This is a genomic window from Streptomyces sp. CT34 (assembly GCF_000805335.1).
GTDB lineage: Bacteria > Actinomycetota > Actinomycetes > Streptomycetales > Streptomycetaceae > Streptomyces.
In genome coordinates, this window is sequence record NZ_KN708638.1 from 1,961,095 (window position 1) to 1,976,002 (window position 14,908).

17 protein-coding genes are annotated in these 14,908 nt (G+C 70.8%); 3 read left to right on the forward strand and 14 right to left on the reverse strand.

The window, feature by feature from the left end:
- The 11 genes from dapD to RZ84_RS08825 all read right to left on the reverse strand — a co-directional run.
- On the reverse strand, positions 1-997 hold a 997-nt coding region (gene dapD / locus RZ84_RS08775; RefSeq protein ID WP_043269433.1), incomplete at its 3' end, for a 2,3,4,5-tetrahydropyridine-2,6-dicarboxylate N-succinyltransferase.
- A gap of 140 nt (positions 998-1,137) precedes the next feature.
- Complete coding sequence (locus RZ84_RS08780) at positions 1,138-1,677, reverse strand: TetR/AcrR family transcriptional regulator (protein WP_043263825.1); 540 nt, start codon at positions 1,675-1,677, stop codon at positions 1,138-1,140.
- A complete protein-coding gene (locus tag RZ84_RS08785) occupies positions 1,677-1,997 on the reverse strand; it encodes a DMT family transporter (RefSeq protein WP_043263826.1) in 321 nt (106 codons plus the stop codon). The genes RZ84_RS08780 and RZ84_RS08785 overlap by 1 nt, the downstream gene beginning before the upstream one ends.
- Positions 1,998-2,115: 118 nt before the next feature.
- On the reverse strand, positions 2,116-2,454 hold the full coding sequence (locus RZ84_RS08790; protein ID WP_043263827.1) for a metal-sulfur cluster assembly factor: 339 nt from the start codon (positions 2,452-2,454) through the stop codon (positions 2,116-2,118).
- Positions 2,451-2,909 (reverse strand): Fe-S cluster assembly sulfur transfer protein SufU, encoded by a 459-nt coding sequence (gene sufU, locus RZ84_RS08795; RefSeq protein WP_043263828.1) that lies wholly within the window; start codon positions 2,907-2,909, stop codon positions 2,451-2,453. Before sufU ends, RZ84_RS08790 begins: the two co-directional genes overlap by 4 nt.
- A gap of 19 nt (positions 2,910-2,928) precedes the next feature.
- The gene (locus RZ84_RS08800) at positions 2,929-4,185 is read right to left on the reverse strand and encodes a cysteine desulfurase (RefSeq protein WP_043263829.1); all 1,257 of its coding nucleotides are present in this window, start codon (positions 4,183-4,185) and stop codon (positions 2,929-2,931) included.
- An 88-nt stretch (positions 4,186-4,273) separates the two neighbouring features.
- Complete coding sequence (sufC, locus tag RZ84_RS08805) at positions 4,274-5,038, reverse strand: Fe-S cluster assembly ATPase SufC (protein WP_043263830.1); 765 nt, start codon at positions 5,036-5,038, stop codon at positions 4,274-4,276.
- Positions 5,039-5,045: 7 nt separating this feature from the next.
- Entirely contained in the window at positions 5,046-5,363 is a 318-nt protein-coding gene (locus tag RZ84_RS08810) for a non-heme iron oxygenase ferredoxin subunit (protein WP_043263831.1), read from the reverse strand.
- Positions 5,360-6,544 (reverse strand): Fe-S cluster assembly protein SufD, encoded by a 1,185-nt coding sequence (sufD, locus tag RZ84_RS08815; protein ID WP_043263832.1) that lies wholly within the window; start codon positions 6,542-6,544, stop codon positions 5,360-5,362. The genes RZ84_RS08810 and sufD overlap by 4 nt, the downstream gene beginning before the upstream one ends.
- A 59-nt stretch (positions 6,545-6,603) precedes the next feature.
- A complete protein-coding gene (gene sufB, locus RZ84_RS08820) occupies positions 6,604-8,025 on the reverse strand; it encodes a Fe-S cluster assembly protein SufB (RefSeq protein ID WP_043263833.1) in 1,422 nt (473 codons plus the stop codon).
- Complete coding sequence (locus tag RZ84_RS08825; RefSeq protein ID WP_043263834.1) at positions 8,022-8,882, reverse strand: helix-turn-helix transcriptional regulator; 861 nt, start codon at positions 8,880-8,882, stop codon at positions 8,022-8,024. Before RZ84_RS08825 ends, sufB begins: the two co-directional genes overlap by 4 nt.
- Positions 8,883-9,183: 301 nt before the next feature.
- Here RZ84_RS08825 and RZ84_RS08830 point away from each other — a divergent pair, with 301 nt between their 5' ends.
- From RZ84_RS08830 to RZ84_RS08840, 3 genes are all read left to right on the forward strand, one after another.
- Positions 9,184-10,173, forward strand: coding sequence for an ABC transporter ATP-binding protein (locus tag RZ84_RS08830; protein WP_078893645.1), 990 nt, complete (start codon positions 9,184-9,186; stop codon positions 10,171-10,173).
- 88 nt (positions 10,174-10,261) lie between these two features.
- Positions 10,262-11,035, forward strand: a complete 774-nt coding sequence (locus RZ84_RS08835; RefSeq protein WP_043263835.1) for an ABC transporter permease — start codon at positions 10,262-10,264, stop codon at positions 11,033-11,035.
- Positions 11,036-11,188: 153 nt separating this feature from the next.
- Complete coding sequence (locus RZ84_RS08840) at positions 11,189-12,184, forward strand: COX15/CtaA family protein (RefSeq protein ID WP_043269437.1); 996 nt, start codon at positions 11,189-11,191, stop codon at positions 12,182-12,184.
- On the opposite strand, the gene RZ84_RS08845 is transcribed toward RZ84_RS08840, so the two are convergent.
- The 3 genes from RZ84_RS08845 to RZ84_RS08855 all read right to left on the reverse strand — a co-directional run bounded on the left by RZ84_RS08845 (position 12,157) and on the right by RZ84_RS08855 (position 14,736).
- Positions 12,157-13,203 carry an amidohydrolase gene (locus RZ84_RS08845; protein ID WP_043263836.1) on the reverse strand — a complete coding sequence of 349 codons (1,047 nt, stop codon included), beginning with the start codon at positions 13,201-13,203 and terminating at the stop codon, positions 12,157-12,159. The two genes, RZ84_RS08840 and RZ84_RS08845, sit on opposite strands and share 28 nt — an antisense overlap.
- A 132-nt stretch (positions 13,204-13,335) precedes the next feature.
- The gene (locus tag RZ84_RS08850; RefSeq protein ID WP_043263837.1) at positions 13,336-13,725 is read right to left on the reverse strand and encodes a hypothetical protein; all 390 of its coding nucleotides are present in this window, start codon (positions 13,723-13,725) and stop codon (positions 13,336-13,338) included.
- Positions 13,726-13,785: 60 nt separating this feature from the next.
- On the reverse strand, positions 13,786-14,736 hold the full coding sequence (locus RZ84_RS08855; RefSeq protein ID WP_043263838.1) for a heme o synthase: 951 nt from the start codon (positions 14,734-14,736) through the stop codon (positions 13,786-13,788).
- Positions 14,737-14,908: the final 172 nt, after the last annotated feature.

Below are 14,908 nucleotides of genomic sequence, written 5' to 3' on the forward strand. Positions count from 1 at the left end.
GGCTGTGCAGGATCTCGTTCAGACCGCCCCAGACCGCCTTGTTCGGGCGGGCCTCGACGGCGCCCGTGGTGGAGTTGCGGCGGAAGAGGATGTTGTCGCCGCCGGACAGCTCCAGCGCCTTGACGATCTGGCCGTCGGGCATGGTGACCCGGGTGCCGGCGGTGACGTACAGACCGGCCTCGACGACGCACTCGTCGCCCAGCGCGATACCGATACCGGACTCCGCGCCCAGCAGGCAGCGCTCGCCGATCGAGATGATCTGCTTGCCGCCGCCGGACAGGGTGCCCATCGTGGAGGCGCCGCCGCCGATGTCGGTGCCGTCGCCGATGACCACGCCCGCGCTGATCCGGCCCTCGATCATGGAGGTGCCCAGCGTGCCGGCGTTGAAGTTGACGAAGCCCTCGTGCATGACGGTGGTGCCGGCCGCGAGGTGGGCGCCCAGCCGCACCCGGTCGGCGTCCGCGATCCGCACGCCGGCGGGCGCCACATAGTCGGTCATCCGCGGGAACTTGTCGACACTGGTGACCTGGAGGTGCAGGCCCTCAGCACGGGCGTTCAGCCGCACCGTCTCCAGCCGGTCGACGGGCACCGGGCCGAGCGAGGTCCAGGCGACGTTGCTCAGCAGCCCGAAGATGCCCTCCAGGTTCTGGCCGTGCGGCTTGACCAGCCGGTGGCTCAGCAGATGCAGGCGCAGGTAGGCGTCGTGCGCGTCCAGCGGCTTGTCGTCGAGCGAGGCGATGACCGTGCGGACGGCCACGACCTCCACCTCGCGGACCGGGTCGGGACCGATCGCCTTGAGCACGGCGGCACCCAGGAGCTCGGTGGCGCGCTGGTCCGCCAGCCGCTCGGTGCCGGCCGGGCCGAGGTCCTCGGCGGTCAAGGAGACCAGCTCGGGCTTGGGGAACCAGGTGTCGAGAACGGTGCCGTCGGAGGTGACGGTGGCGAGCCCGGCGGCGACGGCGCCGGTCGTACGGGGGGAAGCAGCAGCATCGGTCATGCTGGAAACCTAACCGGAGGTCACCCGCCGAGGCGAACCGGTCTCAGCGATCGGGCCGCGCCCGTAGGGTCGCACAACCGCCTTCGTGCGCTCGCACGAGCCGGCCGCTCCCGCCGCCGTCCTCCGCCGGGGCTCCGGCCTCAGCCGAGCACACCGGCCAACCCGTCCTGGACCAGGGCCCGTTCGAAGGGCTGACCGGTGAGCAGATGCTGCAGGAGCAGCCCGTCGGCGAACGCCACCACGGCCCGTGCGGTGGCCGGGTCACCGATCCGCCGGCCGAGCAGCGCCACCATCTCGTCCAGGCACTCCGCCGCGATCGGCCGCACCGCCTCGTGCCGCAGCGCCGCCAGATACAGCTCGTACTCCAGCTCCACCCGCGACCGGTCGCCGGCCAGCGCCCCCTCGACCAGCCGCGCCACCTCGTCGGCCAGCGGCACCGCCGGGTCGATCCCCTCCACCCAGCGCGCGAAGTCCGCCAGCCACCAGCCGTTGGCCTGCCGCAGCGCGGCGACCAGCAGCTCGTCCAGCGTCGCGAAGTGATACGTCGTCGAGCCCAGCGGCACATCCGCCGCAGCCGCCACCGCGCGGTGACTGAGCCCGGCGATGCCCCGCTCGCCGACCACCGCGATCGCCGCGTCGATGATCCGCTGCCGCCGGTCCGGGTCGTACCGCCGTGCCATCAGTGCGCACCGTCCAGATTCAGTACGACCACCCCGGCGATGACCAGCAGCACCCCGAGGATCCTCAGCGGGCTGGTGCTCTCCCCCAGGAACACCATCCCGATCGCCGCGACGACGGCGGTGCCCGCCCCGGACCAGATGGCATAGGTCGTCCCCACGCTCATCGACTTCAGGGTCTGCGCGAGCAGCGCGAACGCCACCAGGTACCCCAGCGTGGTCCCCACCGACGGCCACAGCTTGCTGAACCCGTCGCTGTACTTCATCGCCGTGGTCGCCAGGATCTCGGAGAGGATCGCCCCGGCCAGCGTCAGATAGACCATGCGTACGAGCGTACACAACGATGCGTACGGTCGTACACAACCGCTTCCCGGAAATACGGAACGGCCGTGCCCGCCAGGGGTGACTGGCGGGCACGGCCGGATCGCGGTGGCGGATCGGTCAGACGTTGAACCCCAGCGCGCGCAGCTGCTCGCGGCCGTCGTCGGTGATCTTGTCCGGGCCCCACGGGGGCATCCACACCCAGTTGATCTTCAGCTCGCTGACGATGCCGTCCGTGGCGGACTTCGCCTGGTCCTCGATGACGTCGGTCAGCGGGCAGGCCGCGGAGGTCAGCGTCATGTCGATGGTGGCGATGTTGGCGTCGTCGATGTGGATGCCGTAGATCAGGCCGAGGTTGACCACGTCGATACCCAGCTCGGGGTCGACGACGTCGTAGAGGGCCTCGCGGACCTCCTCCTCGGAGGCCGGCTTGGTGGTGGTGGCGGGGGTCTCGGTCATGCGGTCTTCGCCTCCTCGGAGAGGGCCTTGGCCGTGGCGTCCTTCCAGGCCATCCAGCTCAGCAGTGCGCACTTCACGCGCGCCGGGTACTTGGAGACGCCGGCGAACGCCACCGCGTCCTCCAGCACCTCCTCCATCGCGTCGTCGGGCTCGACCTGGCCCTTCGACTGCATCAGCTCCAGGAACGTCTCCTGGATCCGCTGCGCCTCGCCGAGCTGCTTGCCGACCAGGAGGTCGTTGAGCACCGACGCGCTGGCCTGGCTGATGGAGCAGCCCTGGCCCTCGTAGGACACGTCCTCGATGGTCGTGCCCTCCAGCCGCACGCGCAGCGTGATCTCGTCACCGCACGTGGGGTTGACGTGGTGCACCTCGGCGTCGCCGTCCCGGAGACCGCGCCCATGGGGGTGCTTGTAGTGGTCCAGGATGACGTCCTGGTACATGGAATCCAGCTTCACGACTCAGTCAGTCCTGTCCTCATCCGAAGAAGTTGCGGACGTGCTCCAGACCCTCGACCAGGGCGTCGACCTCGGCCGGGGTGGAGTACAGATAGAACGACGCCCGCGTGGTCGCAGGAATTCCGTAGCGCAGGCAGACCGGACGCGCGCAGTGGTGCCCCACCCGGACCGCGATGCCCTGCTCGTCCAGCACCTGGCCCACGTCGTGCGGATGGATGTCGCCGAGCGTGAAGGAGATCGTCGCCCCGCGGTCCTCGGCCGTGCTCGGGCCGATGATGCGCAGGTCGGGAACCTCCAGCAGCCGCTTGACGGCGTACTCGGTGATCGCGTGCTCATGCGCCGCGATCTTGTCCATGCCGATCGAGGTGAGGTAGTCCACGGCCGCGCCGAGGCCGACGGCCTGCGCGATCGGGGGCGTACCGGCCTCGAACTTGTGCGGCGCGGGCGCGTAGGTCGAGGAGTGCATGGACACCGTCTCGATCATCTCGCCGCCGCCGAGGAACGGAGGCAGGTCCTCCAGCAGCTCCTGGCGGCCCCACAGCACACCGATACCGGTCGGGCCGCACATCTTGTGGCCGGTGAAGGCCACGAAGTCGGCCTGCAGCGCCTGGACGTCCAGGACCATGTGCGGCGCGGCCTGCGAGGCGTCGATGCACACCAGCGCACCGACCTCCTGGGCCCGCCGGACGATCGTCTCGACCGGGTTGACGGTGCCCATGATGTTGGAGACCAGCGTGAAGGAGACGATCTTCGTCTGCTCCGTGATGATCTCGTCGATGTCGGACAGGTCGAGGCGGCCGTCGTCGGTGATGCCGAACCACTTCAGCTTCGCGCCGGTGCGCTGCGAGAGCAGCTGCCACGGGACGATGTTGGAGTGGTGCTCCATCTCCGTGATGACGATCTCGGTCTCGCGGTCCACGCGGTACGGCTCGTCGGCCCAACCCAGCATGTTGGCAACGAGGTTGAGCGACTCCGAGGCGTTCTTGGTGAAGATCACCTCGTCCCGGCTGGGCGCGTTGATGAAGGCGGCGACCTTGTCGCGGGCGCCTTCGTACAGCGCCGTGGCCTCCTCGGCGAGCACATGCACGCCGCGGTGGACGTTGGCGTTGTGGCGTTCGTAGTAGGCGCTCAGGGCGTCGAGGACCTGGCGCGGCTTCTGCGAGGTCGCCGCGTTGTCCAGGTACACGATCTTCTTCCCGTCGTGGACCAGACGGTCCAGGACGGGGAAGTCCTTGCGGATCGCCTCTGTGTCGAGGAGGCCCGGCAGCTGTGTCACACCCGTGCCCTTTCGTTCGCTTCTCCGCCCGCGAGGCGAACCCGCGGGTAGCAGGTCATCCGCGGGCCGGTGGCCTCGCGTGCGTCGCTCACAGGCTGGTACCACCCTTCACATATGCCTCGTAGCCCTCGGCCTCCAGCTTGTCCGCCAGCTCGGGGCCGCCGGACTCGGCGATCCGCCCGTTGGCGAAGACGTGGACGTGGTCGGGCTTGATGTAGCGGAGAATCCGGGTGTAGTGGGTGATCAGCAGGGTGCCCACCCGGCCGGTCTCGCGGACGCGGTTGACGCCCTCGGAGACGATCCGCAGCGCGTCGACGTCGAGGCCGGAGTCGGTCTCGTCGAGGATCGCGATGGCCGGCTTCAGCAGCTCCAGCTGGAGGATCTCGTGGCGCTTCTTCTCACCGCCGGAGAAGCCCTCGTTGACGTTGCGCTCGGCGAACGAGGGGTCCATCTGGAGGCGCTCCATGGTCTCCTTGACCTCCTTGACCCACAGCCGCAGCTTGGGGGCCTCGCCGCGGATCGCGGTGGCGGAGGTGCGCAGGAAGTTGGAGACCGAGACACCGGGGACCTCGACCGGGTACTGCATGGCGAGGAAGACGCCGGCCCGGGCGCGCTCGTCGACGGACATCGCGAGGACGTCCTCGCCGTCGAGGGTGACGGTGCCACCGGTGATCGTGTACTTCGGGTGACCCGCGAGGGAGTAGGCGAGGGTCGACTTGCCGGAGCCGTTGGGGCCCATGATGGCGTGCGTCTCGCCCTGCTTCACGGTCAGGTCGACGCCCTTCAGGATCTCGCGCTGGCCGTTCTCGGCCTCGACGGAGACGTGCAGGTCGTGGATCTCAAGCGTTGCCATGGGTGACTCAGGACTCCTGGGTGACGGAGACGAGCACGTCGTCCCCTTCGATCTTTACGGGGTATACGGGGACGGGGCGCGTCGCGGGAAGGCCGGACGGCTTGCCGGTGCGCAGGTCGAAGCTGGAGCCGTGCAGCCAGCACTCGATCGAGCAGTCCTCGACCTCGCCCTCCGACAGGGAGACGTTCGCGTGCGAGCAGATGTCGTTGATCGCGAACACCTCGCCCTCGGTGCGGACCAGCGAGATCGGCGTACCGTCGATCTCCACCCTCTTGGGGGTGTCCTCCTCCAGCTCGCTGAGCGCGGCCACGCGTACGTACGTCATGCCGCGGACGCTTCCAGCTCGGTTTCGATCTTGCTCATCAGGCGCTCCTCGACGTCCGGGAGGCCGATCTGCTGGACCAGCTCGGCGAAGAAGCCGCGGACGACCAGACGGCGCGCCTCGTCGGCCGGGACACCGCGGGCCATCAGGTAGAACAGCTGCTCGTCGTCGAACCGGCCGGTCGCCGAGGCGTGGCCGGCGCCGACGATCTCGCCGGTCTCGATCTCCAGGTTGGGCACCGAGTCGACCCGCGCGCCGTCGGTCAGGACGAGGTTGCGGTTGAGCTCGTAGGTGTCCGTGCCGGTGGCGGCGGCCTGGATGAGGACGTCGCCGATCCAGACCGCGTGCGCGTCCTGGCCCTGGAGCGCGCCCTTGTACGTCACGTGGGAGCGGCAGTTGGGGGTGTCGTGGTCGACGAAGAGGCGGTGCTCCTGGTGCTGGCCCCGCTCGGTGAAGTACAGGCCGTAGAGCTCGGCCTCGCCGCCGGGGCCCGCGTAGTCGATGCGCGGGTGGAGGCGGACCAGGTCGCCGCCGAAGGTGACGACCACGGACTTGAAGGTGGCGTCCCGGCCGACCAGGGCGTTGTGCTGACCGCAGTGGACGGCGGTGTCGGCCCAGTCCTGCACGGAGACGACGGTCAGCTTGGCGCCGTCGCCGAGGAGGTAGTCGACGTTGGCGGCGAGCACCGCGTCACCGGTGTGGTCGATGACCACGACCGCCTCGGCGAACGCGCCCAGCTCGACGACCTGGTGGGCGTAGGCGGTGCCGCCCTCGCCGTGGACGGTGATCCGGATCGGCTCGGTGAGCACGGTCTCCTTGGGGACCGTGACCACCGACGCCTTCTCGAACGAGCTGTACGCCTGGGCCGCGACCCGGTCCACCGGCTTGCCGGCCTTGCCGACCCGCGGGTCGGTGCGGTCGACCAGCTCGTGGGTGACGCCGTCGGGCGCGGTGATGTCGACCTTCAGGTCGGGACCGCCGGCTGCGGCGCTGCCGTCGTGCAGACCGCGCAGCCGCGCGAGCGGCGTGAAGCGCCACTCCTCCTCGCGGCCGTGCGGCACCGGGAAGTCCGCCACGTCGTAGGACGGCGGGGCGCTCATCCGGGTGGCGACGGTGGACTCCGCGGCCACCGCGATGGAGCCGGTGGTCGTGGAACCCGCCGGGATGTTCTGAGCCTCAGCCATGGCTGTCGTTGCGCTCGCTTTCTGCGTTCAGGGAGTCAGTCGCTGCGTGCGGACCGGCGTCAGCCGACCGCGCCTTCCATCTGCAGCTCGATCAGCCGGTTCAGCTCCAGCGCGTACTCCATCGGCAGCTCACGGGCGATCGGCTCGACGAAGCCGCGCACGATCATCGCCATGGCCTCCTGCTCGGAGAGGCCGCGCGCCATCAGGTAGAACAGCTGGTCCTCGCTGACCTTGGAGACGGTCGCCTCGTGGCCCATGGACACGTCGTCCTCGCGGACGTCCACGTAGGGGTAGGTGTCCGAGCGGGAGATGGTGTCCACCAGCAGCGCGTCGCACAGCACGTTGGACTTGGAGCCGGCGGCGCCCTCGCCGATCTCGACCAGACCGCGGTAGGAGGTCCGGCCGCCGCCTCGCGCCACCGACTTGGAGACGATGTTGGAGGAGGTGTTCGGCGCCATGTGGACCATCTTGGAGCCGGCGTCCTGGTGCTGGCCCTCGCCGGCGAAGGCGATGGACAGCGTCTCGCCCTTGGCGTGCTCACCCATGAGGTAGACCGCCGGGTACTTCATGGTCACCTTGGAGCCGAGGTTGCCGTCGACCCACTCCATCGTCGCGCCCTCGTAGGCGACGGCGCGCTTGGTGACCAGGTTGTAGACGTTGTTCGACCAGTTCTGGATGGTCGTGTAGCGGCACCGGCCGCCCTTCTTGACGATGATCTCGACGACCGCGGAGTGCAGCGAGTCGGACTTGTAGATCGGCGCCGTGCAGCCCTCGACGTAGTGGACGTAGGCGTCCTCGTCGACGATGATCAGGGTCCGCTCGAACTGGCCCATGTTCTCGGTGTTGATGCGGAAGTAGGCCTGGAGCGGGATGTCCACGTGGACGCCCTTGGGGACGTAGATGAACGATCCGCCGGACCACACCGCGGTGTTCAGCGACGCGAACTTGTTGTCGCCGACCGGGATGACCGTGCCGAAGTACTCCTGGAAGAGCTCCGGGTGCTCCTTCAGCGCGGTGTCGGTGTCCAGGAAGATGACGCCCTGGGCCTCCAGGTCCTCACGGATCTGGTGGTAGACGACCTCGGACTCGTACTGCGCGGCGACACCGGCGACCAGCCGCTGCTTCTCCGCCTCGGGGATGCCCAGCTTGTCGTAGGTGTTCTTGATGTCCTCCGGCAGCTCCTCCCAGGAGGCGGCCTGCTGCTCGGTGGAGCGGACGAAGTACTTGATGTTGTCGAAGTCGATGCCCGACAGGTCGGAGCCCCACTGCGGCATCGGCTTCTTGTCGAAGAGCTTCAGCCCCTTGAGGCGGAGCTTGAGCATCCACTCCGGCTCGTTCTTCTTCGCCGAGATGTCGCGGACGACCTCCTCGGAGAGACCGCGCTTCGCCGAAGCGCCGGCCACGTCGGAGTCGGCCCAGCCGTATTCGTACTTGCCCAGGCCCTCGAGCTCGGGGTGAGCAGTCTCCGTGGGGAGCGTCATGCGGGGTTCCTCCCGGCCGTGCTTGCAGATGCTGTGGTGGTCTTTGGGGTGCTGCTGTGCGCTGTGCTGCTGTGAGCCGCCTTGCCGGCCCCGGCCTTCGGGACGAAGGTCGTGCACACTCCGTCACCGTGGGCGATGGTGGCAAGTCGCTGTACGTGGGTCCCGAGCAAACGGGAGAAGACCTCGGTCTCCGCCTCGCACAGCTGCGGGTACTGCTCGGCGACATGGGCGACCGGGCAGTGGTGCTGGCAGAGCTGTTCACCGAGCTGGGGGTTGGGCGCACTGCGCGCCGTAGCAGCGTACCCGTCCGCGGTCAACGCCTTCGCGAGGGCCTCCGTACGGGCCTCCGGCTCGGCCGCCTCGACCGCCTTGCGGTATCCCTCGGCCTGGGCCGCGAGCCGTGCGCGGGCGAACGCGGCGACCGCCGCCTCGCCCTTCTCCCCGCCGCCCGCGCTCTGCGCGATCCAGCGCAGCGCGTCGGAGGCGAGCTGGTCGTACGCCTGGTCGAAGGCGTCCCGCCCGCAGTCGGTGAGCGCGAAGGCCCTGGCCGGGCGACCGCGGCCCCGCGCGCCGTAGACCCGCTTCTCGCGGGGCTCCACGACGCCCTCGGCGGCCAGCGCGTCCAGATGACGGCGGACGGCGGCCTGGGTCAGCTCCAGGCGGAGGGCCAGCTCGGCCGCGGTGGACGGACCGTGGTCGAGGATCGAGCGGGCGACGCGGTTGCGGGTGCCCTGCTGCTCGTCGTGCGGCGCCGGGGCGGGGCGTCCGGCCTGCGCGGGCCGCTCGGGCGCGGGGGAAGCCGGCCCGGCGGTCGGCTGGACCGCTGGCCTCTCCTGATCCTCGCTCGCGTATTTCACAACGCCATTGTTGCGTAATTCGCCAAAGCGATTCAAGCCTGTTTCACACCACGGACTGGTGGCCTCGATCACTTAGGGTTACCTAAACCCGTACCCGTCCAGAACTCCGGAAACGCCCTCCGGCCTGCGACGACGCGACCTGGTCGCCCCGGTCCGCCGGACGCTCCGCGGCACGACCCGGACGCCGTTTCGCCGGTCGAAGACCGCCGCCGCCCGCACCGCCGTTCCGGCGACCCGGCCCCCGGACCGTACCCGAGCCCCCACTCCCGGCCACCCGGCCCCGCTCCGTAGACTGCCCGCCATGCGCAGTACCTCCCCAGGGGGCGACCCCCAGACCCGCCCCCTTCCTTCGGCGGGGGGACCCCCAGGCCGGGAACCTGCCGTCGAGGTCGTCGGCCTGATCAAGCGGTACGGGGCCAAGACCGCCGTGGACGGGCTCGACCTCACCGTCGCCCGCGGCTCGGTGACCGCCGTCCTCGGCCCCAACGGCGCCGGCAAGACCACCACCGTCGAGACCTGCGAGGGCTACCGCCGCCCGGACGCCGGCCGGGTCCGCGTACTGGGCCTGGACCCGGTCGCCGACGCCGCCGTGCTGCGACCGCGCATCGGCGTGATGCTCCAGTCCGGCGGCGTCTACGCGGGCGCCCGGGCCGAGGAGATGCTCCGACACACCGCCACCCTGCACGCCCACCCGCTCGACGTGGCCGTCCTCATCGACCGGCTGGGGCTGGGCAGTTGTGGCCGCACCCCCTACCGGCGGCTGTCCGGCGGCCAGCAGCAGCGGCTCGCGCTGGCGATGGCCGTGGTCGGCCGCCCCGAACTGGTCTTCCTCGACGAGCCCACCGCCGGCCTGGACCCACAGGCCCGGCACGCCACCTGGGACCTGGTCCGCGAACTGCGCACCGACGGCGTGAGCGTCGTGCTCACCACCCACTTCATGGACGAGGCCGAGCAGCTCGCCGACGACGTCGCGATCATCGACGGCGGGCGGGTGATCGCCCAGGGCAGCCCCGAGGAGCTGTGCAGGGGCGGCGCCGAGAACAGCCTCCGCTTCACCGGCCGCCCCGGTCTGGACATCGCCTCGCTCCTCAAGGCCCTGCCCGCCGACAGCATCGCCACCGAACTGGTCGCCGGCACCTACCGCGTCAACGGCCGGATCGATCCCCAACTTCTGGCCACCGTCACCTCCTGGTGCGCCCAGAACGGCGTGATGCCGGACTCGATAGCCGTCGAACGGCACACTCTTGAGGACGTTTTCCTGGAGCTCACGGGAAAGGAGCTGCGCGCATGACGCGGGGTCACTCGCCTTTCGGCCGGGGGCCCGAGGGTCGCCACCCGGGACAGCACGGCCCGGAGCTCACCGGGAAGGAGCTGCGCGCATGACCGCCGGGACCGGAACGTTCGCCCCTCGGCCGGGTGCCGCCCCGCTGCCGCGGATGATCCGCGCACAGGCGGCCCTGGAGACCAGGATGCTGCTGCGCAACGGTGAGCAGCTGCTGCTGACCGTCGTCATCCCGACACTGCTGCTGGTGCTGTTCTCCGCCGTCGACATCATCGACACCGGGGCCGGCAAGTCGGTGGACTTCCTCGCGCCGGGCATTCTGGCGCTCGCCGTGTTGTCCACCGCCTTCACCGGCCAGGCCATCGCGACCGGCTTCGAGCGGCGCTACGGGGTCCTCAAGCGGCTGGGCGCCTCACCGCTCCCCCGCTGGGCGCTGATGACGGCGAAGACCTGCGCGGTGCTGGTCACCGAGGTCCTCCAGGTCGTCCTGCTGACGGTGGTCGCCTTCGCGCTGGGCTGGTCGCCGCACGGCAACCCCGTCTCCGTCGTCCTGCTGCTCCTGGTGGGCACCGCGGCGTTCTCCGGCCTGGGCCTGCTGATGGCCGGCACCCTGAAGGCGGAGGCCACCCTGGCCGCCGCCAACCTGGTCTTCCTGCTGCTCCTCGTGGGCGGCGGCGTCATCGTCCCCCTGGCGAAGTTCCCGGAGGCCGCACAGGCGGCGCTGGGGCTGCTGCCGATCTCCGCGCTCTCCGACGGACTGCGCACGGTGCTCCAGCACGGGGCCGGGATCCCCTGGGCAGACCTCGGCATCCTGGCCGTCTGGGCGGTACTGGGCCTGGGCGCCGCGGCGAAGTTCTTCCGCTGGGAGTAGGCCGCCGCGGGTCGGCACGGGCCGGCCCGGCCGGAACCGCCGGACCGGCTCACCTACGCCCCCACCTCGGCGAACACCCCCGAACCACCGGCCGGACACGGCAAACCGGACCCTCGTGAAAACGCGCACAAGCCGTTGCCTACGATGGCACCCGTGCCGAACACGCTGAATCCCCTTGAGCTGATCGCCCGCCGCTGGCAGCCGTCCGCACGGTTCGTCCGGCGGGCCGCGCTCGCCACCGTCGTGATGGCCGTGGTCATCGTCGTGACCGGCGGGGCGGTCCGGCTGACGCAGTCCGGTCTGGGCTGCTCGACCTGGCCCAAGTGCACACCGGACAGCCTCACCCCGACCGCCGCGATGGGCATCAACGGCCTCATCGAGTTCGGCAACCGCCTGCTGACCTACGTCCTGTGCGCCTTCATCGGGCTGTTCATCGTGGCCGCACGGGCCCGCTCGCCGCGCCGCCGCTCGCTCACCCGGCTCGGCTGGGCACAGTTCTGGGTCGTGATGGGCAACGCGGTCTGGGGCGGCATCGTCGTGCTGACCGGCCTGAACCCGTACCTCGTCGCCGCGCACTTCCTCCTCACCACCGGCCTTCTCACGGTGTGCGTCCTGGCCTGGCAGCGCGCAGGGGAGGGCGACGAGGAGCCGCGCGGCATCGTTCCCCGCCCGGTCCGGCAGCTGTCCTGGCTGCTGGTGCTGGCGACGGCCGCGCTCACCGTCATCGGCACGGTCGTCACGGGCACCGGTCCGCACGCGGGCGACGCCAGGAAGGTCCACCGCATCCCGCTGAACTGGCAGGAGATCACCCAGCTCCACGTCGACTTCGTCTACATCGTCGTCGGCCTGTCCGTCGCTCTGTTCTTCACCCTGCGCGCCGTCAAGGCCCCGCCCGCCCCACGGCGCGCCGTCCTGGCGCTGTTCGCCGCCATCGCCTTCCAGGGCGTGGTCGGCTACGTCCAGTACTTCATGGGCCTGCCCGCACTCGTCATCGGCCTGCACATGCTGGGTTCGTCCCTGGTGTGGATCTGTGTGCTGCGCCTCGCCCTCTCGCTGCGCGAGCGCGGTCCGGTCCCGGAGGAGGGCGCCGGCGCGGCGGCCGACGACAAGGCGCCGGAGGCTCAGCTCGCCCCCGCCACCAGCCGGTAGACCCGCCGGGCGGTGCCCGAGCCGACCATCTCGGTGATCCGCCGCCCGTCCGAGGCGGCGCACAGCCCCTCCGCGGTCCACTCCCCCACGACGCGTGCCATGGCGCGTAAGAAGAACTGCGCGCCGATGACATAGAGCTCGGGCAGCCCGCGTGCTCCCGAGGAGAACAGCAGCTTGCCGAACGGGGCCTGGCCCAGGGCCTCTTCGGGGTGCGGCCCGGTGTCGGCGTAGACATGGGAATGCACGGCGGCGAGCTGCGCGGCCCGCCGGTGGTGCGGCGTCCCGGGCAGCAGGACGAGATCCGAGCCGAGGCCGGCGGTGGCCCGCAGGAAGCCCGCCAGGGGCTGCGGATCGGGGCAGTGCAGCTGCACCGGCAGCCCGGTCGCCACCGCGCTCCACAGCAGATGCCGGACGAGCGCCGGCTCCGCCAGCCGGTCCCCGGGACGGCGCCCGCGCAGCCAGCGGTCCGCGGCCCGCCGCACCTCGGCGCCGTCGGGGGCGCGGCCCTCGCAGTACGTGGCGCCGGAGGCGAACGCGGTGGCGTGCTGGGCCGCGGCGTACAGGGCTTCCGCGGTGTAGCCGATGAAGGAGTCGACGCTGCCCGAGGTGTCGGCGACCTGCTCGGCGAGCGGTTCGAGCCGGACCACCTCATGGGCGCGGGCCTCGGCTGCGGCGGACAGTTCGGCGGCCGAGGTCAGTTCGCTGGGGGCGCCGGTCTCCAGCAGGAACGTGCCGATGCCGGCGCCGCGGAGCAGCAGCCGGCCGGCGTGGAATGCGCCCACCTCGCGCCGGCGGGCCAGATAGCGCACCGGCGGGCAGTGCGGCTCCAGGCCGAGCAGCGGGGGGCACCAGCGGCGTATCGCCAGGCCGGCGCGGGTGTCGAAGTAGCTGGTGCCGGCGGGGGCCGGGCCCTGGGCGCCGACCGCGGTGGCCAGGTGCGCCTCGAAGGACCCGAGGCCCAGTTCGCCGTGGACGGCACCGTGGCTGTACTGGTCGACGAGCGGTGGCAGTCCCTCCATCCGCCCCTCCCGGCCGTCAGCGCGCCCGGCGTGGCCGAAGCGCCGCGCCTGGTGGGCTTAACGGGCGAGGGGGTGGTGAGGTAGCGGGCGACGCGCCCCGGCGCACGGCACCGGGGCCCGTCCACGGGGGTCTCACGGGTTGGCCGGGCCGCCCACCTGGATGCCTGCCATCCGGGACCACTCGTACGGGCCGGTGCGGACCTTGGCGGCCAGCTCGCCGTCGAAGTCGTCCTGGAGCGTGATGCCGGCCAGCTCCGCGGCACCCTTGGCGCTGTCGTAGCTGTCCGCCACGAGGGTGCCCCACTCGCCGTTGGCGCCGACCAGCGCGATGCGGGTGCGCCCGCGGCCGATGTGCGCGAGCTGGCCCTCGGCGCTGCCGCCGTGCGTCTTGGCGAAGGCGCGGATCTGCCCGGCGAGCCTGGCCGTCCGCTTGTCGGCCCGGGTGTCCGCCTTGGTCGCGGACGCCGCGCCGTCCGCCGCCACCTGCTCGTCCGCCTGCTCGGTGTCTGCCATGGACAGCATGCTACCCGCGGGTAATGGAACGAGGAAGAGCTCTCCGGGAGTGACGCTCGGCGCAGGAACTCAGCGCAGGAACGGGTCCACGGCGACGGCGACGAAGAGCAGCGAGACATAGGTGATGGACCAGTGGAACAGCCGCATCTCCTTGAGCTTGGCGCCCGTGATCCCGGCCTTGGCGCGGGACTGGAGCGCGTGCGCCTCGCGGAGCCAGAACGCGCCGCAGGCGACCGCGACCGCGGTGTAGAACCAGCCGGTGTAGCCCAGCGGTTGGAGCAGCAGCGAGACGGCGACCATCACCCAGCTGTAGACGACGATCTGCCGGGCGACGACCTTGTTGCCGGCGACGGCCGGGAGCATCGGCACCCCGACCCGCTCGTAGTCGTCCTTGACCTTCATCGACAGCGGCCAGTAATGCGGCGGCGTCCAGAAGAAGATGACGAGGAAGAGGACGAACGAGGCCCAGGAGACGGAGTTGGTCACCGAGGACCAGCCGATGAAGACGGGCATGCAGCCCGCGATGCCGCCCCAGACGATGTTCTGCGAGGTGCGTCGCTTGAGGATCATCGTGTAGACGACGACGTAGAAGAGCAGCGCCCCGAGGGACAGCATCGCCGACAGCGGGTTGACCAGGAACCAGAACCAGGCGGTGGAGCCGACCGCGAGGACGGACGCGAAGACCAGGCACTCGCGCGGCGAGACCATGCCGGTGACCAGCGGGCGCTGGGAGGTGCGGTCCATCATCGCGTCGATGTCGCGGTCCAGGTACATGTTGTACGCGGCGGCGCCGCCGGCGGAGAGGTAGCCGCCGACGCAGGTCGCCAGCACCAGCCACAGGTCCGGCACCCCGCGGGCCGCCAGGAACATCACCGGCACCGTGGTCATCAGCAGCAGCTCGATGACCCGCGGCTTGGTCAGCGCGACGAACGCCTTGAGCCGGGGGCCGAACGACCGGTTACCGGGACTCCCGGGGACCTGAGAGAGCGCCCCCGCAGGACGGGTTTCGACGGCCGTCACGCACACCCCTGGAAGTAACGTCAGCGGCTTGAGCCGCGGAGATAAGGCCAGCAAGCTCCGCCGGCGTGATGACCCGGTAAGGCTTGCGCTTACCACGCCACTTTAGACGTTGGCCATACGGCGATCTTCGCGGGGGTGCCGTCGTGTTGGCCCGCCCGCCGCGGGGTGGTGG

Bases quoted from the DNA above. Each gene is read 5' to 3' on its own strand.
- RZ84_RS08780 (WP_043263825.1), bottom strand. From the start codon at position 1,677: ATGGCACGGCGGTACGACCCGGACCGGCGGCAGCGGATCATCGACGCG.
- RZ84_RS08785 (WP_043263826.1), bottom strand. From the start codon at position 1,997: ATGGTCTATCTGACGCTGGCCGGGGCGATCCTCTCCGAGATCCTGGCG.
- RZ84_RS08790 (WP_043263827.1), bottom strand. From the start codon at position 2,454: ATGACCGAGACCCCCGCCACCACCACCAAGCCGGCCTCCGAGGAGGAG.
- sufC (WP_043263830.1), bottom strand. From the start codon at position 5,038: ATGGCAACGCTTGAGATCCACGACCTGCACGTCTCCGTCGAGGCCGAG.
- RZ84_RS08810 (WP_043263831.1), bottom strand. From the start codon at position 5,363: ATGACGTACGTACGCGTGGCCGCGCTCAGCGAGCTGGAGGAGGACACC.
- sufD (WP_043263832.1), bottom strand. From the start codon at position 6,544: ATGGCTGAGGCTCAGAACATCCCGGCGGGTTCCACGACCACCGGCTCC.
- sufB (WP_043263833.1), bottom strand. From the start codon at position 8,025: ATGACGCTCCCCACGGAGACTGCTCACCCCGAGCTCGAGGGCCTGGGC.
- RZ84_RS08830 (WP_078893645.1), top strand. From the start codon at position 9,184: ATGCGCAGTACCTCCCCAGGGGGCGACCCCCAGACCCGCCCCCTTCCT.
- RZ84_RS08835 (WP_043263835.1), top strand. From the start codon at position 10,262: ATGACCGCCGGGACCGGAACGTTCGCCCCTCGGCCGGGTGCCGCCCCG.
- RZ84_RS08845 (WP_043263836.1), bottom strand. From the start codon at position 13,203: ATGGAGGGACTGCCACCGCTCGTCGACCAGTACAGCCACGGTGCCGTC.
- RZ84_RS08850 (WP_043263837.1), bottom strand. From the start codon at position 13,725: ATGCTGTCCATGGCAGACACCGAGCAGGCGGACGAGCAGGTGGCGGCG.